Raw genomic sequence first — 23,123 nt, forward strand, 5'->3', positions numbered from 1 at the left:
TTAGGTGATTTTAGTAGATCATAAAATTACAGCTGATTCTGGGAAAGATTTTTTATAATCTCCAGGGCTTTAGGAAATTTCTCTTCAAAAAACCCTTTAAATTCTTCAGGAGTCTGAATTTCACATTTTAAAGATGTTCCTTCATCGGTCTCTTTCAGGAAATAGGACTCTGTTGCCTCCCCCCATTCCTGAGGAGCTTCAACTCCGGCAACAATTTCTCCAAGGTGAAGAAACCGTATTTCTTTATTAGGTACATTTTTTTCCACCTTACTAAACATTCCATTATTATTGGGATCAAGAAACTTTACAATGCTTCCTTCTTCAAGATTTCCCTGATAAAATGATCCCTCAGCAAAAACTGCTGTCCATTGTCTGTAGGTTATTTCACCCCAAAGTACACTCCATATTTTTTCAGGAGTAGCATTGATTTGTATTTCATACGATAATTTTTCCATGTTATATATAATATTTAAGTGATTATTCTAAAATTGGCAGCATTCATTAACCTCCTACAAAATCCCCTCCGTTGATATGAATGATTTCTCCGGTAATAAAACTTGAATCTTCAGAAGCCAGAAAAACATAAGCCGGTGCAACTTCAGAAGGCTGTCCAGCCCTTTTCAGGGGATTATCTTTACCGAATGTAGAAAGGTCATCAAACGTTTCTTTTACCAGCGGTGTCCAGATGGGTCCCGGAGCAACTCCATTAACCAAAATTTTCCGGTCTGCAAGATTGGTTGCCAATGACCTTACAAATGTTGCAATAGCTCCTTTTGTTGCAGAATAATCAATCAGGTGATCACTTCCACGGTAAGCAGTGACGGACGTCGTACAAATAATTCTTGCTCCGCTTTCCATGACTGTTAGAAAATCCCTCGTCAAAGCAATCATTGAAATAATATTTACATTAAAGGTCTCAAGGATCTGCTGGTCGGATATTTTCTCAATATCATCTTTAGGAAATTGTATTCCGGCATTATTGACGAGAATATCAAGGGTCTTCCACTCCTTTTTTACCTTTTCAAGACATTTAGTTCTGAAAGTTTTTTTGGAAACATCGCCCTTGAGTAAAATACATGACCGTCCCTCTTTTTCTACCAGCTTTAAAGTTTCGCGGGCATCTTTATCACTTTCTTTGTAAATAATGATTACATCCGCTCCTTCTCTTGCAAAATGCACCGCTACCGCTTGTCCTATTCCGCTATCTCCACCCGAAATCACGGCTTTCTTATTCAGAAGTTTTTTACTTCCCAAATAGTTTTCACGAATGATCTCGGGAAACATGCCCTCTTTGGGTACTTTAGATTTGGATTGTGATTTGTTCTGTGTTTTCATATGCCGATCTTTTATAAACAGCATCAAACAACAAGCCGAAAACACTTTATGATTTATAAGCCGCTTCTAAATCTTCTATAATAATTTTCTGCATTCGCATCATGGCCTGCACTACTTTTTGAGCTTTACCCTGATCGGAATCATTCATTAATTCGATCAGTCTTTTGGGTACAATTTGCCAGCTGACACCATATTTATCTTTTAACCATCCACACATACTTTCTCTTCCACCTCCTGAAATCAAGGTTTTCCATAAATGATCAGTCTCCTGTTGATCGTCGGTCATAATCACCATAGAAATCCCTTCATTGAAATCAAATTTATGATCATAAGAAGAGTCCATACAGTACAAGCTGTATCCATCTATTTTAAAGCTGGCATGTTGTACGTTTTCGGGATTTTCATTGGATTCACCTCCATCTTTATATTTCATGACATTTACAATGTTTGAATTGGGAAAAGTATGGGTATAAAATTCCATTGCTTCCATTGCTTTACCATTATTATCATGCATGAACATTAATGTCGGCACCACCTTCTGATCACCATCCTTTTCGCCGAAAAGCAATTGCCAGTTCACCCCATAACGGTCACTCAACCATCCGAATTTTTTACTCCATGGATAAGAATCCAGTGCCATTAAAGCAGAACCACCGTCAATAAGATGATCCCAATATCTTTGTACTTCATCTTCTGTTTCGCAGATTACCATGAAAGAGATGGAAGGATTTTTTTCAAATTGAGGGCCACCATTAAGCAGCATCAACTTTTGCCCGAATAATTCTACATTCATTACAACTGGTGTATCTGCTGTAATTCGTCCATTAAATACTTTGCTGTAAAATTCTGCAGCCTCTTTAGCCTCTCCGTCGCACCAAAGGCACGGAAAAATATCGTTATTCATAATTAATTTTTTTAGGGTGATTGATATTGTTTTATTTTATAATAACGGATATACTGTTGTCTTATCGAACTAAAACCAATCTTATTTCGATATCATTTTTAACGGCCAACTGCATATCGATGACGTTATAATCTAATGAAAATATACCTTTATAAAAAAGATCATTCCTTATTCAGATTGAAAATATGAACCTCATGCGAAAGAACTGACAAGCTATTATTCTTTAAACTCTTTAAAGTAAATCTGACGCTCGTGCATATAAATCTTAAGCTTTTTTAAAGTGTTCTTTCCAAACCCATGAAGCTGCAGGATTTCCTCCTCAGAATAATCTGATAATTTTTCCAGGGAATCAATTTTCTCTTTTTCTAAGGCACGTCTTGCAGGCATGGAAAGAACGCCTTGCAGAAAAGTTCCGGGAACAACATGATTAACAGCACAAATGGAACTTAAACATTTTGCCATTATGACTAAATTGATCATGATTGTTAAGAAATTTAATGATTTTCAACATATTTATGGAAATTATCGAGGATCGCATACCAGCCATCCCTTTGCATTTCCACAGAATTTTGTTTTTCAGGATCAAAAATTTCGGTAACCTTTGTTGTATTTGCATCAATACTGTCAAAGATCACTTCCACATTTCTGCCATCTTCCAAATGGTACTTGATCCTCTGATTCGGTATAACCACATCATAAGTACCTTCAAAATCGAATCCGAAACTTTTATCTTTGGCTTCCATTCTGTTTTTGAACTTGCCTCCTACTCTCAGATCATTTTCAGAACTTGGGCATTGCCAGCTTTCATGAGCAAAGTTCCATTTTGTAATATGGTTGGGAGTATTAAAATAATCCCAAACTTTTTCAACTGGAGCTAAAATGGTAATGTCTATTTTAATGGGTTCCATAGTTATATTTTTGTGATTGTTGTAAAAACAGGGCAACCAACTTACAGCTGCCCTTAGATAATGAAGTTAAATATAGGATTATTTTGCCGATTCATCATTATAGTTCACCATCCAATGAACACCATATTTATCCTGGAAACTTCCAAAATAATCTCCCCAAAACTGGTCTTCTATAGGCATTTCTATATTTCCACCTTCAGACAAACCTTTAAAAAGACGGTCTGCCTCTTCCCTTGATTCAGGAAATATGGAAACATAATTGTTGTTTCCTACGGTAAGTGTTTGTCCGAATCCGGGAACAATATCTGATGCCATTAAAAGGTCGTCACCGATAGGTAACGCAATATGCATTACTCTGTTTTTTTCTTCATCAGAAAGGTTTTCCGTTCCCGGAGCATTGCCCATCTTATGAACTTCTCCTCTGAACTCTCCCCCGAAAACTGATTTATAAAAATTGAAAGCTTCTTCTGCTGTACCGTTAAAATTAAGGTACGGATTTAATTTTGCCATGATGTTTGGTTTTTAAAGTTATAATTATGTTTATATTGTAAAAGAGATCATTACTAACAGATGAAGCAACCGTTTTGTCAGAATGATTGACTTCAATTGATGTTAAAGTTTAATGATTTAAAAATTTGACTACTTCGTTCACAGTCAAATCGATGAGCTTACTATCGGTTTTACCCTCAAAATCAGTCATCATATAAGAACCGTGAGTGGCAGGAAGGATCATAAGCTGAGAATCAGGAACCAACCTCCACATTTTGACAACATGTTCAGGTCTTATTACATCGCGGTCTCCCGAGATAAAAAGAGTCGGCGATTCAATAGATTTCAAAACTTTCTCATCCCAGTCTTCAAAAGACTGCATTCTCTTGCTATCCTTCTGAAACATATTTTCCAACTTTGAGAAGTCAGGATTTAATTCCAGAAAATTGATCTTTAAAGGTTCCGGCATTGAGTCTAAAGTGACTTCGGACATGGAATCGAAAAAGCCCTCTATCATTCCGCTTCTTTTAAAAAACGCAGAAGCTACGATGAGTTTATCCACCAAACCGGGATGATGATGAGCGATTTGCATTACTGTACTTCCTCCGTTACTAAAACCCCAGAATGAAGCTTTTCCTATTTTCAGTTCTTTTAGCAGTTGAGCTACATCATGAGCGTCCTGCTCAAATGTTTCAGGAATATCCCGGTGTTCACTCATCCCGTGATTTTGGAGATCAATTCCTATTAACTGAAACTGAGATTCAAGCCTGGAAATAATTTCCTTGTAGTCAAATAAAATTGAAGAACCCCCGCCATGGATTAAAACCAAAGGTTTTCCTTCTCCATATACTTCATAATACATCTGAATTCCATTGACTTTTTTATAGCCTTTCTCTTTAAGATCCATGGGTTAGTATTTTAAATTTTCATCGGTAGTATAACTCATTCCCGGGTATCCTAAAATCTTCCTCATCAATCCCATTTGTCCGCACAGATAATCTTCCCGGCCTATACACATTCCCGTAAAATTGAGTTTTGTTTCTGAGTAAAAAGAAATATTCATCCCTATTTCAAAAATCTCATCCAATTGTTCATCTGTTGCCTCTAATAGTTTTTGATAAACCTTTGGTGAAATATGGTGAAAGCTTTCTTTTAATTGAGCAATGCTAGGATAGCTGAAATTTTCATCCAATGCTTTTCCCTGAAAGAAAAGGTCTGTGTATGGATCTTCTTCCTGAAGACCTAAAACTGATCCCAGTCCATAGCGCATATTAAGAAAATTACCTGCCATCCAGACAATGTGATTCGTTTTACCGTCAATTCTTTTCATTGCATCTTCCTCTGAAATGCCCTCTAAAACATTTAAAAAGCTTTGTGAGTGCATCCTGTAGGCAGGAATCACAATTTCTAATTTTTTTGATTTTGGTGTATCCATAACGATATGGTTTTAATTTTTAATCTTTAAAGGTCTGCTGTAAAACATGTTTTTAAAGCATATTATTACTTGATAGCTCCCGGCTTTCCGAGAATTCTCCGAAGATAACCGAACTGGCCACTGTGATAAATCTCATGAAGACATAATGTAGCTATATCGTTAACCTGATCGGGGTTGATTCTTTCTAGGTGGCTGATTTTTTGTATCAGCCGGTCCTGGGTTTCATCCAGATAGGATTTTAATGTTTCAAAATCCGCAAATTCATCTTTTCTTTGTAAAGGAATCTCTCCCCTGTTATAGCAAGAATATTTCTCTTCATCCCATACTGATTCTCCTCCCAGAACATTAATAAATGCATTTCGTATATAGATTAAATGTCCTAAAATCCAGTTCATACAGTTGGCATCACCATTGGGAAAAACCATCGCTTCTTCGTTGCTGATGCCATCGATATTCATCAGAATCACTTTATAGTTACTAAGAACCTGTAGATTGATGATTTCAATGTCGTTTGATTTCAATTCCATAATAGGTATTTTTGGGAATTAAACTATTCCGTTGGTAATTTGGACATATCTGCAAACATTACTTCCCACTGATGCCCGTTCAGATCGGCAAAAGCACATTGATACATCCATCCATGGTCCTGAGGCTCACTGTATTTGGATCCTCCATTGGCAAGCGCTGTCTGAACCATTTGATCTACTTCTTCCCTGCTGTTAACACCTATAGCAAGAAGTACCTGAGTGGTATCGCCTTTTGCAACAGGTCTGTCTGTAAAGGTTTTTAGAAACTCTTCCATTAAGAACATGACATAAATATTGTCTTCTTTCATGATCACACAAACAGCTTTTTCATCTGAAAACTGCTCGTTGATTTCAAAACCAAGCTTCGTCCAGAATGCTCTTGTATCTTCAACGCTTTTTACCGGAAGATTTACGTAAATTTGATTGACTTTCATTTTTTGTAATTTTAGTGTTAAACTTTTAACCAAAATTACCAAGTCGATATCAGAATCATCTTGCCTTATGGCAAGATTTAATTTTTCTTTGGATGGGAAACTAATTCTTTACGGATTCTGCTTAAAGAAGTGTCTGTTACTCCAAGATAAGTAGCAATCTGCTTTAAAGGAGCATACTGAATCACCTGGCATTTCTCTTCCAGGAGATTAAGATATCTTCTGGTAGCAGATAAGGTAAACATTTCTACAGAACGCTGCTTATAAGCAAAGAGCTGCTGGGACATCCACGATCTCCCCCATTCCCTCAGGTTGGGAATTTTATGAAACAGGTTCTGAAAAGTATCATAATCCAGTTTCCAGCATTCACAATCGGTAATGCAGATGATATTCTCCTGAGAGGGAATTCGTTGGAAAAGAGATAATACTTCTATGATAATTTCATTCTCCGTAAAAAAATGAGTGGTTACTTCATTCCCGTTAAAGTCATTAACAAAGGATCTTGCAAGCCCTTTATCTAAAATATAATATTCATTAGCCATTTTTCCTTCTTCAAGAATAAAATCTCCTTTCTGAAAACTTATTTTTTCATGCGCCTGAAAGATCTCATCGAGCTCTTCGTGCATAAAAAAAGGGAAATCATATGAAATTTCTAAGGACTTACTGCTCATAAGATGAATATTTTTTAGATTCTAAAATTAAAATTTTTATCGGAACTGAATCAAAAAAGTTGTTGAAAATGTAAATAGCCCGAAATCAAATCACTTTCTACTTACATTGTAAATAATCTCACCTGATATGGTGATTGCCTGCTCAAAACAAAGAAAGCTGAATATCATTAGGTTTGATTGGCTTTTTAGCATCTCCGAAAACAGTTTTCCCTCCAAATCTCCAGGAATTCTGTCTTTCTTCTTCTATAACCTGCTGAATATCAAAATCTGGTGTAAAATCTTTTTCCGTTGTTGCTATTACCTGATGCAGCTTATTTAATGTCTTAAGTTTATCTGAATTTCCCAGCTTAGATTTTTCAATACCTTTTCGAAGGATATCAATGCTCTGGTCATATACCTTCGTAGGAACAGGAAACGGATGTCCGTCTTTTCCGCCATGTGCAAAAGAAAATCTGGCCGGATCCGAAAATCTTGACGGTGCCCCATGAATCACCTCACTTACCAAAGCCAAAGATTGCATCGTCCTTGGTCCCACCCCTTCCAGCATTAAAAGATCTTCAAAATTTTGAGGCTGTTGTTCACGGGTAACATATAAAAGAGCCCCCAATCTTTTTAAATCTACGTCAGAAGCGCGGACATCGTGATGATCAGGGAGAATCAGACGGGAAAAATCGTTCATGATCTCTGCGGAATCGGTATGAGAGATCTCGAGAATTCCTTTTCTGTTTTCTGAAGCCTGCGCATCGGTAAGATTAAGAATTTTTCCTCTATGAACACCATTTATTCCCGTATGCGGTTCTTCAATAAATGATTTTATATTTTCCGAATGCCAATGATAGCGCCTTGCCGTTCCATCAGATTCATGCATTCCCTGCTGAACAACACTCCAGCTTCCATTGTCTGCCAGGATAAAATTATGCAGGTATAACTGATACCCATCATGAATTGCTGTATTATCCACTTTCGCAGAGAGCTTGCTGGCCTTTACCAGCTCAGTACCGTTCAGGCCTTTTTTATCAGCAATCTGAAGAAGTTCCGAAGGAGTCTCTCTCGAAAATTTCCCTTTTCCCCCACAGATATAAAGCCCCAGTGATTGTGAATTCGGATTAATAGAGCGTTTTAAAACTCCCATTACAGAGGTTGTAATACCTGATGAATGCCAGTCCATTCCCATAACGGCTCCAAAACTCTGAAACCAAAACGGATCGGCCAGTCTTCTCAAAACCTCATCCTTGCCATAATCCATCAAAATCACTTCAATGATGGACAATCCAAGAGTAGACATACGCTCATACAGCCATGGCGGTACTTTGCCATAGTGTAAAGGGAGATCTGCTGTTCCTGAACGTTTCATTTAAGGTGTAAAGTTAGAGGTTATTTAATAAGGTTTTAATGATTTGAATCATTATTTTTTTTTACATGATACTAATGTTTAGGACGAGTTTAATAAATAAGATTTGGCTAAACCAATGTACAGTTTTGTTTAAAACGGACTGAATCCCGCTTTTACTAATATTAAAAAATATTACTCCCTTACGCTTCGTCTTGAATGACAAACAATAATACGCGTAACCTATCCAAATCTTTAAATCCTTTCACACTTACCATTACTTTATCAAATAAACTCCACTTCCTTATGTTTCTCTGCATCAAATTTCTCATTGAAAATTATTTTATTTCCGAAAGGATCATTAACTGTGAAAGCTACTGCATCATAAAATGTTTTTTCCAACCCCGGCCTGTTGTATTTGTATTTCTTATCAATCAGTTCTTTATGATAGCGTGCCACATCTTCACCCCAGATAAAAACACTGCTTCCAGGACTTGCATCTCCGTGATGTTCACTTAAATGAAAGATGATGTTCTCCTTCTTTACTTCTAGATAAACAGGGGTATTTTCTTCGAAACGATGTTCCCAATTTCAAAACCAAGCCAATCAATGTAAAATTCTATGGTTTTATTATAATCAAAAATTCTGAGGACCGGTATTACTTGTTCTGCTCTCATGTTTGATAATTAAATTATTCGTGTGAAAGGATATTAATTAATTTTCCAAAGGGATCTCTGACAAAAAATCTACGAACACCCCATTCCTCATCTGTAAGGTCATAGGTTATCTCAAAGCCTGAATCTTTCATCTTTTTATAGATAGCCTCTACGTCATCAACTTCAATAGACAAATCAGGAACCGGCGTGTCATTTCCTCCCTGCAATGCAAAACTGATCTGAACCCTTGATTCCTCATTGCTTCCGAATGTTTTGATCCATCCGTGATTCATTATTATTTCCAGACCTAAAATACCATGATAGAAATGATCTGCCATGGACAAGTCTTCTGCCTTAATGTTAGCTACAATTCTTTTTACCATATTTTTGAAGTTCTTATCAATAAAAAAGCCTTGTGAAGATACACAGAATCATCACAAGGCGTATAGCTATTTTTACTAAATTGTCTTACAAGGTCGCTGCAGCTTCTAAGATCAATTGTGTTACTTCATTGGGATGGGACGCTAAGGAGGCATGCCCAGCATCTAAAGAAATAATTTTCTTAGGATTCATTCGCTCTGCCATTTCCTTTTCTGTTTCAGCAGGGATCATGCGATCTTTTGATGAAATCTGATACCAGCTCGGCTTTGTTTTCCATGCCGGTTCACCTGCAGTATCACCAAAACATTGGCTATGAATCGGTTTTTGGGATAATGACATGACCAATGCCTTTTCATCATCAAGATCCTGGCAAAATGCCGATTGGAATTCATCATATTTGATCCAAAGAAAGCCCTTGCTGTCCGGGTAAATGCTTGCTCCTCCAGGAGACTCTCTTCTTCCTAAAAGCGAGCCCAGACTATCACCGGCATCCGGTGCAAAGGCGGCAATATATACTAAACCTACAACCTTATCGTGATTTCCGGCTCCTGAAATGACAGCCCCTCCATATGAGTGACCAACCAAGAGAACTTTCCCATCCTGTGCATCTATCAAATCCTTAGTCTTGTCAATGTCATCTTGAAGAGTTGTGAGAGGGTTTTGAACACTTCTTACCTTATATCCTGCTTTCGTAAGTGCAGGGATAACATACTGCCAGTGGGAACCGTCTCCCCACGCTCCGTGTACCAAAATAATGGTTAAATCTTTTTGATCCATAATTGCTATTTTTAAGTTTGACACTAGTAAAACTACGTTCTTAAAAACCAATACACGTTAACTTAAGTTAATTAATAATCCGGGATCTTATACGACTTAATGACTGTTCCGTTATTCCAAGATAACTTGCGATATGCTTCTGGGCTATTTTCTGAACAAGCATAGGGTTTCTTTTTAAAAGATTCAGGTATCTGTTTTCAGGAGAATAGCATAGTAAATCATCAATTCTCTTTTTTGCATCAAGATAGATCTTTTCGCTCATCATCCTTCCGAACTTTTGCCAGTAAGCTTCCTTCTTATATAGATTTTGAAGATCATCTTTACTTAAAAGTAAGATCTCACAATGTTCTATAGCCTGAATATTCATATTGGAGACCGTATCGCAAAGTATACTTTCATAGTCCGTAAAAAATTCATTTTCAAAATAGAAACCGAAGTTGATCTCACGGCCCTGATCATTGATGTAAAAGCTTCTTATCGTTCCGCTTTTAATAAAGCCCAGGTATTTGCATTTTTCTCCTTGTTTAAGAAAAAAATCAGACTTTAAAAGATATGTATCTTTAAGGAGGGAAAAGAACTCCCCGAAATGTTCTTGGTCAACCTGGAATAGTGTACCATACTTAGTGTAGTTATTGGACATAATTTATTTTTCATTTGTTATTTGTGTATTTTGAATTTAAAAAAGCCTTGTAAAAATAAATCCCACAAGGCTCTTTAAAGAAATAAATTCTTAATTATTTTAATGCTTCAAGAGCAGCATTGTAATTAGGTTCGCTTCCAATTTCAGGAACCTGCTCCGTATACACTACTTTATTATTTTCGTCAGTAACGATCACTGCCCGGCTTAAAAGACCTTTCATAGGAGAATCTGTAATAGTTACCTCATAATCATCACCGAAGCTGCTTCTGAAATCAGATAGTGTTTCTACATTATTCAGACCTTCAGCTGCACAAAATCTGCCTAAGGCAAATGGAAGATCTTTGGAAACATTAATTACTACTGTATTATTTAAATTTGAAGCTTCTTCATTGAATTTTCTGGCAGAAGCCGCACATATTCCTGTATCAATACTAGGAAAAATATTAAATATTTTTTTCTTTCCTTCAAAGTCTGACAGGGTTTTAATATTCAATCCTGAATCCACTAATGCGAAATCCTTAATGGTATTTCCAACAGCTGGTAAATTACCTAATGTATGAACTGCGTTTCCTTTTAACGTTATATTGGACATAATTTATTTTTTACGGTTTTTCAAATTTAGTTAAAAATGCCATTTTTTTCGTTCAAATAAAGGTTAAATAATTCTTAAAGTATAAAAACTTATATAGGATTAATCCAAAAAAATTAAATTTTAACTAAATTTGTGGGAGTTAAAAAATCAAATAATAAATAACAGTATAATGTCAGAAAAATCAAAAATCTACTACACATTAACGGATGAAGCTCCAATGCTGGCTACACACTCGTTTTTACCTATCGTAAAGGCATTTACAAAATCAGCAAATATTGAAATCGCCGTTCCGGATATTTCTTTGGCAGGAAGGATCCTTGCCAACTTCCCGGAGTTCTTAAAAGAAGATCAAAGAATTGGTGATGCTTTGGCTGAATTGGGCCAGATTGCAACAACACCGGATGCTAATATTATCAAATTACCGAATATTTCCGCTTCTGTACCTCAGCTTGATGGAGCTATTGCAGAACTACAATCCAAAGGCTTTGCGGTTCCAAACTATCCTTCTGAGCCTAAAAATGATGAGGAAAAGGCGATTAAAACAAAATATGCAAAAGTTTTAGGAAGTGCCGTAAACCCTGTGTTAAGAGAAGGGAATTCTGACAGACGTGCACCAAAAGCTGTTAAAAACTACGCAAAAGCGAACCCTCACCGAATGGGAGACTGGGCTTCTGACAGTAAAACTGATGTTGCCCATATGAATAACGGAGATTTCTATGGTACTGAAACTTCAACAACTCTTGAAAATGCTACACAATACAAAATTGTTTTCAAAGGAAATGATGGTTCTGAAAAAGTCCTGAAAGATTTTGCAAGCCTTGAAGCAGGAGAAGTTATTGATTCTTCAGTGATGAACCTGAACGCTTTGAAATCTTTTGTACAGGAAGCGATTGAGGAGGCTAAAAACAGAAATGTTCTTCTTTCTGCTCACCTGAAAGCAACTATGATGAAAATCTCTGATCCGATTATTTTTGGGGCTATTGTAGAAACTTTCTTCAAAGATGTATTTACAAAATATGCAGATACTTTCAAATCTTTAGATATCAACCCTAACAACGGTCTTGCTGATCTCTTTGAGAAAATCAAAGGAAATGCTCAGGAAGCTGAAATTAAAGCAGCTATCGAAACCGCTTTGGCAAATGGACCAAGAGTAGCAATGGTAAATTCGGATAAAGGAATTACCAACTTCCATGTTCCTTCAGATATCATCGTTGATGCATCTATGGCTGCATTAGTAAGAGGCGGAGGTAAAATGTGGAATAAAGAAGGTAAGGAAGAAGATACAGTAGCGATCATTCCGGACCGTTCTTATGCCGGTTTTTATCAGGCAGTAATCGATGATATGAAAGCTCATGGTAAGCTGGACCCTACAACTATGGGCTCTGTTCCGAATGTAGGTTTAATGGCTCAGAAAGCAGAGGAATACGGTTCTCATGACAAAACATTCCAGGCTACTGCTAACGGAACAATTGAAGTTAAGGATGAAGCAGGAAACGTTCTTCTTTCTCAGAAAGTAGAAGAAAATGATATCTTCAGAATGTGTCAGACTAAGGATGCTCCGATCCAGGACTGGGTAAAACTGGCAGTAAACAGATCAAGACTATCCGATACACCGGCTATTTTCTGGTTGGATAAAGGAAGAGCTCACGACAGAGAAATCATCAAAAAAGTAGAAAAATATCTAAAAGATCATGATACTGCAGGATTAGATATCAGAATCCTTGACGTAAAAGATGCCATGACTGAAACTCTTAAAAGAGCAAGAGAAGGTAAAGACACCATTTCGGTTTCAGGAAATGTATTGAGAGATTATCTAACAGACCTTTTCCCAATCCTTGAATTAGGAACTTCAGCAAAAATGCTTTCTATCGTTCCATTAATGAATGGAGGAGGTCTATTTGAAACAGGTGCCGGAGGTTCTGCTCCTAAGCATGTTGAACAGTTTCTTGAAGAAGGTTATTTAAGATGGGATTCTTTAGGAGAATTCTTGGCACTTCAGGCTTCTTTGGAACATTTGGCACAAACTCAGGGGAATACAAAATCTCAGGTGTTGGCTGATGCACTGGATGAAGCTAATGCTAAATTCCTGGCAACCGATAAATCTCCTGCAAGAAAGGTAGGACAGATCGATAACAGAGGTTCTCACTTCTACCTTGCTATGTATTGGGCAGAAGCCTTAGCTAATCAGACCAACGATGCTGAAATTGCTCAGAAGTTCAAGTCTGTTGCTGCAAGCATGCAAGAGAATGAAGCAGTGATCAACCAGGAATTAATTGCAGCTCAGGGTAAACCTCAAAATATTGACGGATATTACAAAACTGATACCTACAAGACCTATGCAGCTATGAGACCAAGTACTGTTTTAAATGAAATTATTGATGGAATTTAATCTTCATTGACTATAAATGAAAGCTCCTTTTCTAAGGAGCTTTTTTTTATTGAAATAAGTGCGATATCTTATCTTTGTATGATATAAAAATTTTGGTTTAGTTTTGACGAAAACCATAGGAAGAATGTCTTGTATTGAAAACGCTAAAGCCCATTTCTACTGCTAGGAATTATAAACAAAATGCACTATGTTTACCAATTCTTTCATTTTGAATTCTTTAATCTTTAAATAAAACTGCTGAGATTCTTCACTTACGCTTTGTTCTGAATAACAAAGACAATCCCTCAATCGCTCCCAATCTTTTAAATCTTTTAATGTTTAAATTTTTCAATCTTTTAATCTTTTAATCTCATACGCTAAACATCCCTGTCTACGATTACCTTCCGGTGCTCCCTCCCCCAGTTGATCATTTCCGTTATGATCTTCCCGAAAGTACGACAATACTCCGTGGGTACATATTCTATTAAAACCGGAGTATCGGGATATACATTTCTGGTCACCAGTTTATTCATCTCCATATCTTTTAACTCTTTTGAAAGCATTCTTGTTGTAATACCTGGAATACTGCGTTCAATCTCACGGAAACGCCTGTTACCATTGCAAATTGAATTGATAACCGGAATACGCCATTTACCACCTATAAAGTATAAGGTATCCTGCAACGCTCTGAGTTCTTCGGTCTGATCTCTTTCCATTTTAAAATATTTATTTTGATATACTCTGTGATACTGATTACAAAAGTATATCATTTTCACTATAACTTTGTCAAAAATTTTAAGAAATGAATAAATTTAACAACAAACTGGCAGTAGTGACCGGTGGAAATAGCGGGATCGGATATGCCACAGCAAAGGAATTAATAGCTGAAGGAGCAAAAGTAATTATTACCGGCAGAAGGAAAGACGCCATTGAAAAAGCAGCTGAAGAACTGGGGGCAATTCCGTTCGTTGCAGATCAGGGAAAACTGGAAGATATTGATCTGTTGAAAAAAGAGATTGAAGAAAAACACGGAAAAGTTGACATTTTATTTATCAATGCAGGAATTACGGGTACATTGACCTCTATTGAAAATATGGATGCCGATAATTTTGATAATGTAATGAATATCAACTTCAGAGGAGCTTATTTCACGCTGAGTAAGTTCACTCCTATTTTACATGATGGTGCTTCTGTGGTATTCTTATCATCAAATGTTGCAACAACCTATAAACCTAACAGTTCCGTTTACCAGGCAAGTAAGGCAGCCCTCAATTCTATTGCGAAAACAGCTGCCTCTGAATTAGCACCAAGAAAGATCAGGGTCAATATGGTAAGTCCGGGTCCTACAAAAACTGAAATTATGACCAAAGCCGGTCTCGATGACGAAACACTAAAAGGCATAAATGAGTGGCTCATCGATGCTATCCCATTAAAGAAAATGGGAACTGCTGAAGATGTTGCAAAACTTGTTGTTTATTTATCCGATTCGCATGTGGCAAGTTTTATGACAGGTACTGAAATTATTATTGACGGAGGAATGATTTTATAGTTAAACACTCTCCATATCACATACCGGAAGAACTTCCGGTATTTTGTTTTATATTCCGGGGCATAAATTCTACTTCACCCCTTAAATTGTCCGGTTCACCTTTTTTTAGGTTTCATTTCCTTTGTCAGCAATCTATTTTTGGATCATAAAAATAAAACGATTATGGATTCAGTAAAGAAAAAGAGAACAACAAAACCCATTGCTATATTATTTATAGCTATTGTGGGAGTCTTTGCAGGATTACAGCTTTTCAATTCTCCTATTGAAGGTAAACCTGTAACCGGCACCATTGAAGCACCGCACGAGGTAATTGCCGTTCTGGAAAGATCATGCTTCAACTGCCATTCTAATGAACAGAAACTAAGCTGGTATGATAAGCTTGCTCCCATATCATGGGGCGTAAAAAAGGATGTCGAAAGAGCAAGGGAAGTCATGAATTTTTCTGAATGGTCAAAGGTTTCACCAGGTGAACACAAAGGCAGAATGTATTCCATATTGAATATGATGCAAGCCGGAAAAATGCCTCTTCACGAATATACCTTACTGCATGCATCTGCAAAAGTTTCTGCAAAGGATATTGAAGTTATCAGAAAATACACACTATCTCTTTCAGGAAAAAGTCCTTCACCGGCAAACACAAAAGAGGTAAAACCCCTTCAACAAGATATAAAAACAGCTTCTGTCAGCCATTCCGGTTTTCCGGTTTCACCAAATGGAGTAAAATATACACCGGAGTTTAAAAACTGGAAAGTAATCAGTATGAGTACATTATTTGATAATTCCATCCGCGTTATCTATGGAAACAGCATTGCCGTAAAAGCAGTTGAAACAGACAATTTCCATCCATGGCCGGACGGCAGCATCGTAGTAAAAGCAGTATGGAAACAGACAGAAGCTCCTGATGGAGAAATCAGACCTGGCGAATTTATTAATGCCCAGTTTATGGTAAAAGATTCAAAAAAATACACCGATACCGAAGGCTGGGGTTTCGCCAAATTCTCGGGTAAAGATCTTCACCCTACCGGAAATACGGCATCATTTGCCAGAGAATCATGTATTGCCTGTCATCGTCAGCTGGCAGAGCCTACAGGATATTTATTCGACGTACCGATGAAAGTAAACACCAAAAATCTAATCGAAAAACTACAGACAAAATGAATAAAATAATTATAGCCATGATAGGAAGTTTTCTTTTTTTAATTTCATGCAAAACTGAAAATTCCAAGGACAAGGAGCATGTTCGTCTCGTGTTTGATGCCGGTGGGCTACAGTTCATTGCCTCATCCTTAAATACGAAAAAAGAGACGATGTCCGCCCTATACGGAAACAGCCAGGCCCTTCAATCTTTATCCAATAAAAATGATAAGCCGCTGCCCGGAACAAAAATGAAACTTGTCACCTGGAAATATCATGAAAACCCGCAATATACCGGAGGTACTATCACTGGTGAGCTGGTGAGCGTAGAAACTGTTGAAACCGGTATAAAAGGATCAGTCTCTTACCGGAAAGAGCTGGATAACGAAAAGGAACCCGGCATCTTTCAGACTAAAGAACAAAGAATACAGTATATGATGGGCTATCAACCGGTCGTTATGCCGTAAAAATAATGCAATCTGAGATTCACCAGCAGTCTCAGATTGTATTTATTTAATAGTTATCATTAAAAAATATTAATTTCACATTTTTAAATCCAATTCTTCTTAATGCAACAAGAAAAAATAAAAATATCACAGGCTGTTATCTGGATAAGCTCTATTGTTTTGGGAGCACTTTCCTCAGTCCCTCAGCTTGCTTCCCATGATTTTAATCTCATGGAAGCCGTGGTTAATGCAGCCATTACTTCAGCATTTGCAGTTGTTATGTGGTACCTCAACATTTTTTTACTCAATCGTAATACAAAGAAACGTCAGGGAATCTCATACTCCCGGCTTTTGGTTGTCCTTGCCCTGGGAATGGTTGTAATGTTTGGCCTGGCCTGGATCCAGCAGCTTATTTTATCCCATATTAATTTCGGACCTGTTATGCTTATGGTGGAAGTAAGAGGAATCCTTATCAACCTTGTTTTCTATATGTTTTTAAATCTTGTACAGCATAATTACGCCGGCCAGCAGGTTCATCTGGAATTAGAAAAAGTAAAAAGCGATAATTTAGGTGCTCAATACGAATTATTAAAACAACAGGTAAATCCCCATTTTCTTTTCAACAGTTTAAATACGCTTAAATCCATGGTGGAAACGCATGATGAGGAAACCATTGATTTCATTATCAAGCTTTCTGACTTTTATCGTTTCACCCTGGAAAGCAGAAAACTTGACCTTATCACCGTTGAAGAAGAAATGAAAATACTTAATTCTTACCTTTTCCTGCAAAAAGCCAGGTTTGGTAACGGATTTACCTTTACCGATACTCTCGGTAAAGAAACGTTCAAAACCCTTATTCCTCCGTTTACCCTGCAATTACTGGTGGAAAACTGTATTAAACACAATATTGTTTCCCAGAGTAAACCTCTTCATATCAGCATCTATGATGCTGATCAAAAGATCATTATTGAAAATCCTATCCAGCGGAAATTGGTTCCGGAAGATTCATTAGGAGTTGGCCTGAATAACGTCAATATGCGTTACAAACATCTTCTGGACCAGGAAATCGACATTTTAGATAACAATCAAATTTTCCAAATAAAACTACCATTTATCCATGAATATCATCATCATTGAAGACGAGTTCAGAGCCGCAAAATCCTTACAGAATTTAATTAAAGAACTAAAACCGGAATCTGTTATATCCGGAGTTTATGACAGCATAGAATCCAGTGTGGCAGCTTTGCAGAACAATACAAAGCCCGACCTGATCTTTATGGACATCCACCTTTCTGACGGGTTATCATTTGAAATTTTTAAGCAGGCAGATATTACCTGCCCCGTGGTCTTTTGTACTGCCTTTGACCAGTATATGCTGGACGCTTTCAAAAGTAAAGGAGTAGATTACGTTTTAAAACCTTTTTCACGTGAAGATATTGCAGAGGCATTACGAAAAGTGGACGAGCTCAAAAAGTTTTTCCAGAAAACGGAAATCCCGGAACTGGAAGCACTTTTACAAAAAATAGCTCAGCCACAAACTGCTACCAAAAGTAGTTTCCTGGTCTTTAAAAATCAAAAATACACCACTATTCTTACCGAAAACATAGCCTATTTCTATATTCACAACGAAATGACCCATCTGGTTACTTTTGATAAACAACAATTTTCACTTTCACAATCGCTGGGACAGGTCGCTGAGCAGGTTTCTCCAAAACAATTTTTCAGGGTGAACAGGCAGTATATTGTGAATTTCAGCGCTATTAAAGAAATGGAGCATTATTTCCAACGTAAAATCTATGTAAAGTTAGTTATCGACACACCGGAAAAGCTTCTTATCAATAAAGAAAAAACGCATAGTTTCTTTTCCTGGCTGGAAGATCGTTAACAGCTAATTTCTTAAATCTATATTTTTCAGGGTTCACCTTTCGATTTGTCTAGTTGAGCCCTTTTTTCATTTTTTAGCATCCCACAGGTATCTACTTTTGAATAAAAATTAAAAGAAATGATATCTAAAAAACTTTTCATAGTAGGAGCATTTGTAGCTTTACTATTTACTGTTTCTGCCTTTATGCAGAAAGATAAACCGCATGAAAGCTTTAAAAAAATTGCATCAGGTAAAAGCAATGGCTTTGCGGTCCTTGAACTCTTTACTTCTGAAGGATGTTCAAGCTGCCCTCCGGCAGATGCCCTGATGGGAGAAATTAAAGAGAACAACAAAGATCAGCCTGTCTATATTCTGGCGTATCATGTGGATTACTGGAACCGTCTAGGATGGAAAGACAGATTCAGTAGCATTGAAAATTCAGAGCGCCAACAGCAATACAGCAGAATACTGGGTTCCCAGGTATACACCCCACAGCTCGTTGTTAACGGAAAACAACAATTTGTAGGATCAGACAGGGAAGCCGTGGAAAACTCCATTATCAATGCTGTAAGCCACACAGCAAGCAATTCTATAGACCTTAAAGCTGAATCCGATTCTAAGCAGATCAATATTCACTATAAGGTATCAGGAAATGATTCTCATAGTAAACTCTTACTTACATTGGTACAGAAAAAAGCATCAACTAACGTTGTAAAAGGTGAAAATGAAGGACGACACCTGAATCACTGGCAAATTGTTCACAAGCAAATTCAGATTTCATTACAAAATAATTCTGAAGGTGTTTCTACTTTTTCAATACCTGAAAACTTCAATACCACAGACTGGGAAATTATAGGATTTGTTCAAAATACAAAAACAGGCCAGATCTCAGGTGCATCAAAAGCTACATTTCAATAACATACACATTAAACAATACATAACAATTTAAAACAATAAAAAAATGAAAACAAAAACAACAAAAATCATCTATTGGTCAGGCGCTATCTTTATGTCATTATGGTTTGGAGCAAGTGGCTTCTTTGAATTGACTAAAAATCCGGTAGTATGGGATATTACCCAGCAGCTAGGATACCCTCCTCACTTTATTTATATCCTTGGTGTTTTTAAACTGGCAGGAGTTACCGTACTTTTAATTCCAAACAAATTACTGAGATTAAAAGAATGGGTATTCGCCGGAATGTTTTTTGACATTATTTTCGCATTCTTTTCCAAAATTGCCGTTCTAGGATTTCCTTCTACGATCGATGCGATCATAGCATTTTCAGTCCTTTCCGTTACATATCTTATGTTCAGAAAAATGTACAGTCCGGAATTGATCTTTGATGAACCCGGATTTTAATTCAAAGTTCTCCTTAATAAGAAAATCCTACTGTTCTCAGTAGGATTTTCTTATTCTTTTTAGCTCATAAAAACCTCAGGAACCCATTCAAATGTGTTCCCTTTCTTTTTAGTAAACCCTAAACCGGGCCATGGTAAATGGTACGCAAAAGCTCTGGATCTCGTTTCCGCCAGTTGTTCAAGTATTTTTTTCCTTGAAGCAATGGCTATATCGAGGTCCGTATCACCAAAGTATCCCCAGTCAGGATGCGGAAATAAAATGACATCCGAGTGCATTAAATCTGCAATATATAGAAGTTGTTCATTACCTGAAGTAATCGTAACCAAAGTAAGTCCTGGTGTATGTCCTGGAGCTAACTGAAAACTGAATTGATTATACAGCATCTTTTCAAGATCATAAAATTTTAATTGAGGTTGTATCACCTTAAGAATATTCTGAATGCCAGGAATAATCTGATTAAGAAATTCGGGTTGATCCTTTAGTGCGCTGTTAGCAAAATCCTTGATTGTTGCCTTCATCCAGAAATCATATTCAACTTTTGAAATAAACAACCGGGCATTTGGAAAAACCAATTGATTCTGCTTATCTACTACTCCACCTATATGATCAGGATGAGCGTGAGAAAGAAATACATCTGTAATATCAGAAGGTAAAAAACCAGCCTTTTTAAGGCTTTTCAATAAAAATCCGGTCCTGCTATCGGCAAAAATTCCCATACCGGTATCCATTAGAATCAATCTGTCTTTTGTTTTAACCAACAGTACATTCATTGCCATGTCGATCGAATTTTCCGGACGGAAATTATCTTTGAGTATCGCTTTCAATTCAGATATATTTCCACGTGGAGCAAAGGAATTAAGATTTTCCTCATGGATTAATCCATCTGTAAGAATAAATAAGTCCAGATCGCCCAATTTTATTTTTTTCACTCCGGAAAGATCATCTTCTGCGCTTATACTGAAGGAATTTTTCTCCCGCGCCAACGAGCTGGAAAAAGGAATTATACTAAAAGCTCCTGCTAAAATTCCATTTTTTAAAAGTTCTCTTCTATTCATGATTAAATGTGTGCTTTTCTGATTTTGATCATACTTAAAATAAAAAGCCCCAAAATACCCAGCACAAAGTAACCTTCTGCTACCTGCAGCTGGAACTGAGGTTTTATAAGACTTGCAATACCATAGCTTATGGCTGAAGTAATGATAAATGCCACTCCTCCGGTTAATCCGCCGGCAATACCTGCCGAACTTGGAAATCGTCCGATACAATAAGAAAAATAGTTATTGAAAATAAATCCGGCTGTCACATGAATTGCAAAAGCAAAAGCAACAAGGCTGTACAGATTACTTACATAGTAAGAAAAAATGAACATTAAAATAATTAAAATCAACTGAATAAAATTAGCATATCGGATCTTAGGCAGAAAGGCCTTATTGATTAACGCTTTTCCCAAAAACCCACCCGTCATCCAGGCTAATCCCAAAATCAGAGAAACATATCCCGCAGTAACCTCAGAATATCCCATTTTATGCTCGATAATAAAGGCCCCGCATAGATTAAAGAATATTACCATCGCATAACTAAGCCCACACATCAGCATCCCATAGAAAAAATCTTTGGTTTTAAACATGGAATTATACTCTTGGATCAGGAAACTGATGCGAAAAGGATTCCGTACCTTTAAAGTCTCCCCCGAAAATACCAGTTCTAAAATAAGAAGCAGTAAACTGTATCCCGCCAGAACGTAGAAATTGGATTGCCATCCGAAACTTTTTTGGAGATAACCTCCAATAAACGGAGCGATGATAGGCCCTACAGACCATACGATCGTCATGATACTCAAATAATGTTTTCGCTTTTCTCCTTCGTACACGTCTACAAAAAAGGCCCGCTTGGAAACGACGGCAAAACCGGATAACATACCGTGGAGGACACGCATCGCATAGATTACCATAATATTTTTAGTCGTTGCCGTAATTAAAAAGGTGATCACAAAAAAGGCCAGTGAAAAAATGGACACCGGATAACGCCCAAATGAATCTACAACACTCCCGGCAAAGAACTGCGTTATTCCATAGCTGATCAAAAATATAGAAAGTGTAAGCTGGATACTGCTTTCAGGTAAATGAAGCTCTGTTGCCATGCTGGGCATAGAAGGTAAATAAATATCCGTTGCCAGACCAGACATCGGAATTACTGCAAAAGCCAGCACAGTAGCTATCAATTGATTCTTTTCTTTAAGAGTTCTCATTCCTCTTTTTATTTTTCTTTCAAAAAAAATCTGGATTTCCGAATAATCAGAAATCCAAACTTAAAATTTATTTAATTATTAACCAGTTTCATTGAACCCTCGTTATATCTTTCTCCCACATTTGGATATTTCTTCAGAATCGTATCAATAGTATCAAGTTCAGATTGTGAAAGCTCTACATCAATCGCTCCGATATTTTCTTCGAGATATTTAATACGCTTGGTTCCTGGGATAGGAATAATATCATCTCCTTGATTAAGTACCCAGGCCAAAGCCAGCTGGGTTCCTTTGATTCCTTTGGAGCTTGCCAGTTCATTAAATTCCTGAACCAGCTTTCTGTTGTTCTCAAGACTTTCTTCCTGGTAACGTGGTAAAGACCTTCTGAAATCATCTTCTCCAAAATTCTGTACCTCATTAATGTTAGCAAAGAGCCCTCTTGCCAGTGGAGAATAAGGAACTAAGGAAATCCCCAGCTCTCTTATGGTTGGTAAAATTTCTTTTTCTACATCTTTTGTTAAAATGGAGTATTCCGATTGTAACGCAGTAATGGGATGAATTTTATTTGCCTTTTTGATAGATTCTGCTGAAGCCTCAGACAAACCTATATATTTTACTTTTCCGGCCTTTACAAGTTCTGCCATGGCTCCCACTGTTTCTTCAACGGGCACATTCGGATCCACCCTGTGTGCATAATAAAGATCTATCGTATCGATTTTTAATCGTTGTAGACTTAAATCTACAGCCTGTCTGATCCATTCCGGCGAACCATCAAAATAAGTCCCGGGAGCACCACTATGGCTAGCTTTACCGTCCTTAAACCTGAATCCGAATTTTGTGGCTATGAATATTTTATCCCTGTTCGGAACAAGCACTTTGGAAATTAGTTTTTCATTTTCTCCGTTAGCATACATGTCTGCAGTATCCCAGAAATTAACTCCAAGATCCAATGCTTTGTGTAATGTATCAATGCTTTCCTTTTCATCTGCAGGTCCGTAAGCAAAGCTCATTCCCATACATCCCAAACCTATTGCAGATAGCTGCTCTCCTGTGTTTCCTAATTTTCTAAATTTCATGATTT

28 protein-coding genes and 1 pseudogene are annotated in these 23,123 nt (G+C 37.1%); 8 read left to right on the forward strand and 21 right to left on the reverse strand.

The genetic code is table 11. The features are described 5' to 3' along the window. Nucleotides 1–26 precede the first annotated feature (26 nt). The 17 genes and pseudogenes from G9C87_RS05140 to tpx all read right to left on the reverse strand — a co-directional run bounded on the left by G9C87_RS05140 (nucleotide 27) and on the right by tpx (nucleotide 11,076). Nucleotides 27–455 (reverse strand): SRPBCC domain-containing protein, encoded by a 429-nt coding sequence (locus tag G9C87_RS05140; RefSeq protein WP_172278817.1) that lies wholly within the window; start codon nucleotides 453–455, stop codon nucleotides 27–29. Nucleotides 456–501: 46 nt separating this feature from the next. Next, nucleotides 502–1,335, reverse strand: a complete 834-nt coding sequence (locus G9C87_RS05145) for an SDR family oxidoreductase (protein ID WP_172278819.1) — start codon at nucleotides 1,333–1,335, stop codon at nucleotides 502–504. A gap of 46 nt (nucleotides 1,336–1,381) precedes the next feature. Then, nucleotides 1,382–2,239 (reverse strand): VOC family protein, encoded by an 858-nt coding sequence (locus tag G9C87_RS05150; RefSeq protein ID WP_172278820.1) that lies wholly within the window; start codon nucleotides 2,237–2,239, stop codon nucleotides 1,382–1,384. A gap of 216 nt (nucleotides 2,240–2,455) precedes the next feature. Further along, nucleotides 2,456–2,701 carry a DNA-directed RNA polymerase subunit alpha C-terminal domain-containing protein gene (locus G9C87_RS05155; protein ID WP_228456955.1) on the reverse strand — a complete coding sequence of 82 codons (246 nt, stop codon included), beginning with the start codon at nucleotides 2,699–2,701 and terminating at the stop codon, nucleotides 2,456–2,458. 32 nt (nucleotides 2,702–2,733) lie between these two features. After that, complete coding sequence (locus G9C87_RS05160; protein ID WP_172278824.1) at nucleotides 2,734–3,147, reverse strand: SRPBCC family protein; 414 nt, start codon at nucleotides 3,145–3,147, stop codon at nucleotides 2,734–2,736. 78 nt (nucleotides 3,148–3,225) lie between these two features. Further along, a complete protein-coding gene (locus G9C87_RS05165) occupies nucleotides 3,226–3,657 on the reverse strand; it encodes a VOC family protein (protein WP_172278827.1) in 432 nt (143 codons plus the stop codon). Nucleotides 3,658–3,766: 109 nt separating this feature from the next. Continuing rightward, nucleotides 3,767–4,543, reverse strand: a complete 777-nt coding sequence (locus G9C87_RS05170) for an alpha/beta fold hydrolase (protein ID WP_172278830.1) — start codon at nucleotides 4,541–4,543, stop codon at nucleotides 3,767–3,769. A 3-nt stretch (nucleotides 4,544–4,546) separates the two neighbouring features. Continuing rightward, nucleotides 4,547–5,071, reverse strand: a complete 525-nt coding sequence (locus G9C87_RS05175; RefSeq protein WP_172278832.1) for a DinB family protein — start codon at nucleotides 5,069–5,071, stop codon at nucleotides 4,547–4,549. Between the two features lie 65 nt (nucleotides 5,072–5,136). Continuing rightward, a complete protein-coding gene (locus G9C87_RS05180) occupies nucleotides 5,137–5,598 on the reverse strand; it encodes a hypothetical protein (RefSeq protein ID WP_172278834.1) in 462 nt (153 codons plus the stop codon). Between the two features lie 23 nt (nucleotides 5,599–5,621). Further along, entirely contained in the window at nucleotides 5,622–6,032 is a 411-nt protein-coding gene (locus tag G9C87_RS05185; protein ID WP_172278836.1) for a VOC family protein, read from the reverse strand. 77 nt (nucleotides 6,033–6,109) lie between these two features. Beyond that, a complete protein-coding gene (locus G9C87_RS05190) occupies nucleotides 6,110–6,700 on the reverse strand; it encodes a Crp/Fnr family transcriptional regulator (RefSeq protein ID WP_172278838.1) in 591 nt (196 codons plus the stop codon). Between the two features lie 142 nt (nucleotides 6,701–6,842). Continuing rightward, nucleotides 6,843–8,054, reverse strand: a complete 1,212-nt coding sequence (locus G9C87_RS05195) for a DUF763 domain-containing protein (protein ID WP_172278840.1) — start codon at nucleotides 8,052–8,054, stop codon at nucleotides 6,843–6,845. Between the two features lie 261 nt (nucleotides 8,055–8,315). Then, nucleotides 8,316–8,707: pseudogene (locus G9C87_RS21000) on the reverse strand (glyoxalase superfamily protein). Nucleotides 8,708–8,721: 14 nt separating this feature from the next. Further along, on the reverse strand, nucleotides 8,722–9,069 hold the full coding sequence (locus G9C87_RS05205; protein ID WP_172278843.1) for a VOC family protein: 348 nt from the start codon (nucleotides 9,067–9,069) through the stop codon (nucleotides 8,722–8,724). 85 nt (nucleotides 9,070–9,154) lie between these two features. Next, nucleotides 9,155–9,844 carry an alpha/beta hydrolase gene (locus tag G9C87_RS05210; protein ID WP_172278845.1) on the reverse strand — a complete coding sequence of 230 codons (690 nt, stop codon included), beginning with the start codon at nucleotides 9,842–9,844 and terminating at the stop codon, nucleotides 9,155–9,157. A 67-nt stretch (nucleotides 9,845–9,911) separates the two neighbouring features. Continuing rightward, on the reverse strand, nucleotides 9,912–10,484 hold the full coding sequence (locus tag G9C87_RS05215; protein ID WP_172278847.1) for a Crp/Fnr family transcriptional regulator: 573 nt from the start codon (nucleotides 10,482–10,484) through the stop codon (nucleotides 9,912–9,914). Nucleotides 10,485–10,578: 94 nt separating this feature from the next. Continuing rightward, nucleotides 10,579–11,076, reverse strand: coding sequence for a thiol peroxidase (gene tpx, locus G9C87_RS05220; RefSeq protein WP_172278849.1), 498 nt, complete (start codon nucleotides 11,074–11,076; stop codon nucleotides 10,579–10,581). Nucleotides 11,077–11,245: 169 nt separating this feature from the next. Here tpx and G9C87_RS05225 point away from each other — a divergent pair, with 169 nt between their 5' ends. After that, entirely contained in the window at nucleotides 11,246–13,465 is a 2,220-nt protein-coding gene (locus tag G9C87_RS05225; RefSeq protein WP_172278852.1) for an NADP-dependent isocitrate dehydrogenase, read from the forward strand. Nucleotides 13,466–13,821: 356 nt separating this feature from the next. Here G9C87_RS05225 and G9C87_RS05230 read toward each other — a convergent pair whose 3' ends face one another. Beyond that, nucleotides 13,822–14,160 (reverse strand): winged helix-turn-helix transcriptional regulator, encoded by a 339-nt coding sequence (locus G9C87_RS05230; RefSeq protein ID WP_172278855.1) that lies wholly within the window; start codon nucleotides 14,158–14,160, stop codon nucleotides 13,822–13,824. A gap of 86 nt (nucleotides 14,161–14,246) precedes the next feature. Here G9C87_RS05230 and G9C87_RS05235 point away from each other — a divergent pair, with 86 nt between their 5' ends. The 7 genes from G9C87_RS05235 (at nucleotide 14,247) to G9C87_RS05265 (ending at nucleotide 19,797) form a co-directional block, all read left to right on the forward strand. Beyond that, on the forward strand, nucleotides 14,247–14,993 hold the full coding sequence (locus tag G9C87_RS05235) for an SDR family oxidoreductase (RefSeq protein WP_172278858.1): 747 nt from the start codon (nucleotides 14,247–14,249) through the stop codon (nucleotides 14,991–14,993). A 162-nt stretch (nucleotides 14,994–15,155) separates the two neighbouring features. After that, nucleotides 15,156–16,151: a heme-binding domain-containing protein gene (locus G9C87_RS05240; protein ID WP_172278860.1), complete on the forward strand. Its 996-nt coding sequence runs from the start codon at nucleotides 15,156–15,158 to the stop codon at nucleotides 16,149–16,151. Next, a complete protein-coding gene (locus G9C87_RS05245; protein ID WP_172278862.1) occupies nucleotides 16,148–16,594 on the forward strand; it encodes a hypothetical protein in 447 nt (148 codons plus the stop codon). The genes G9C87_RS05240 and G9C87_RS05245 overlap by 4 nt, the downstream gene beginning before the upstream one ends. A gap of 102 nt (nucleotides 16,595–16,696) precedes the next feature. After that, nucleotides 16,697–17,710 carry a sensor histidine kinase gene (locus G9C87_RS05250; RefSeq protein WP_172278864.1) on the forward strand — a complete coding sequence of 338 codons (1,014 nt, stop codon included), beginning with the start codon at nucleotides 16,697–16,699 and terminating at the stop codon, nucleotides 17,708–17,710. Further along, a complete protein-coding gene (locus G9C87_RS05255; RefSeq protein WP_172278866.1) occupies nucleotides 17,691–18,458 on the forward strand; it encodes a LytR/AlgR family response regulator transcription factor in 768 nt (255 codons plus the stop codon). The genes G9C87_RS05250 and G9C87_RS05255 overlap by 20 nt, the downstream gene beginning before the upstream one ends. Before the next feature lie 117 nt (nucleotides 18,459–18,575). Further along, complete coding sequence (locus tag G9C87_RS05260) at nucleotides 18,576–19,355, forward strand: DUF1223 domain-containing protein (RefSeq protein ID WP_172278868.1); 780 nt, start codon at nucleotides 18,576–18,578, stop codon at nucleotides 19,353–19,355. 43 nt (nucleotides 19,356–19,398) lie between these two features. After that, nucleotides 19,399–19,797, forward strand: coding sequence for a DoxX family protein (locus G9C87_RS05265; protein WP_172278870.1), 399 nt, complete (start codon nucleotides 19,399–19,401; stop codon nucleotides 19,795–19,797). Nucleotides 19,798–19,856: 59 nt separating this feature from the next. On the opposite strand, the gene G9C87_RS05270 is transcribed toward G9C87_RS05265, so the two are convergent. The 3 genes from G9C87_RS05270 to G9C87_RS05280 form a co-directional block, all read right to left on the reverse strand. Further along, nucleotides 19,857–20,852 (reverse strand): MBL fold metallo-hydrolase, encoded by a 996-nt coding sequence (locus G9C87_RS05270; RefSeq protein ID WP_172278872.1) that lies wholly within the window; start codon nucleotides 20,850–20,852, stop codon nucleotides 19,857–19,859. A 2-nt stretch (nucleotides 20,853–20,854) separates the two neighbouring features. Beyond that, the gene (locus tag G9C87_RS05275; RefSeq protein ID WP_172278874.1) at nucleotides 20,855–22,045 is read right to left on the reverse strand and encodes an MFS transporter; all 1,191 of its coding nucleotides are present in this window, start codon (nucleotides 22,043–22,045) and stop codon (nucleotides 20,855–20,857) included. Nucleotides 22,046–22,116: 71 nt separating this feature from the next. Continuing rightward, on the reverse strand, nucleotides 22,117–23,118 hold the full coding sequence (locus G9C87_RS05280; RefSeq protein WP_172278876.1) for an aldo/keto reductase: 1,002 nt from the start codon (nucleotides 23,116–23,118) through the stop codon (nucleotides 22,117–22,119). Nucleotides 23,119–23,123 lie beyond the last annotated feature (5 nt).

This window comes from Chryseobacterium sp. LAM-KRS1, from assembly GCF_013184525.1.
Classification (GTDB): Bacteria; Bacteroidota; Bacteroidia; order Flavobacteriales; family Weeksellaceae; genus Chryseobacterium; species Chryseobacterium proteolyticum.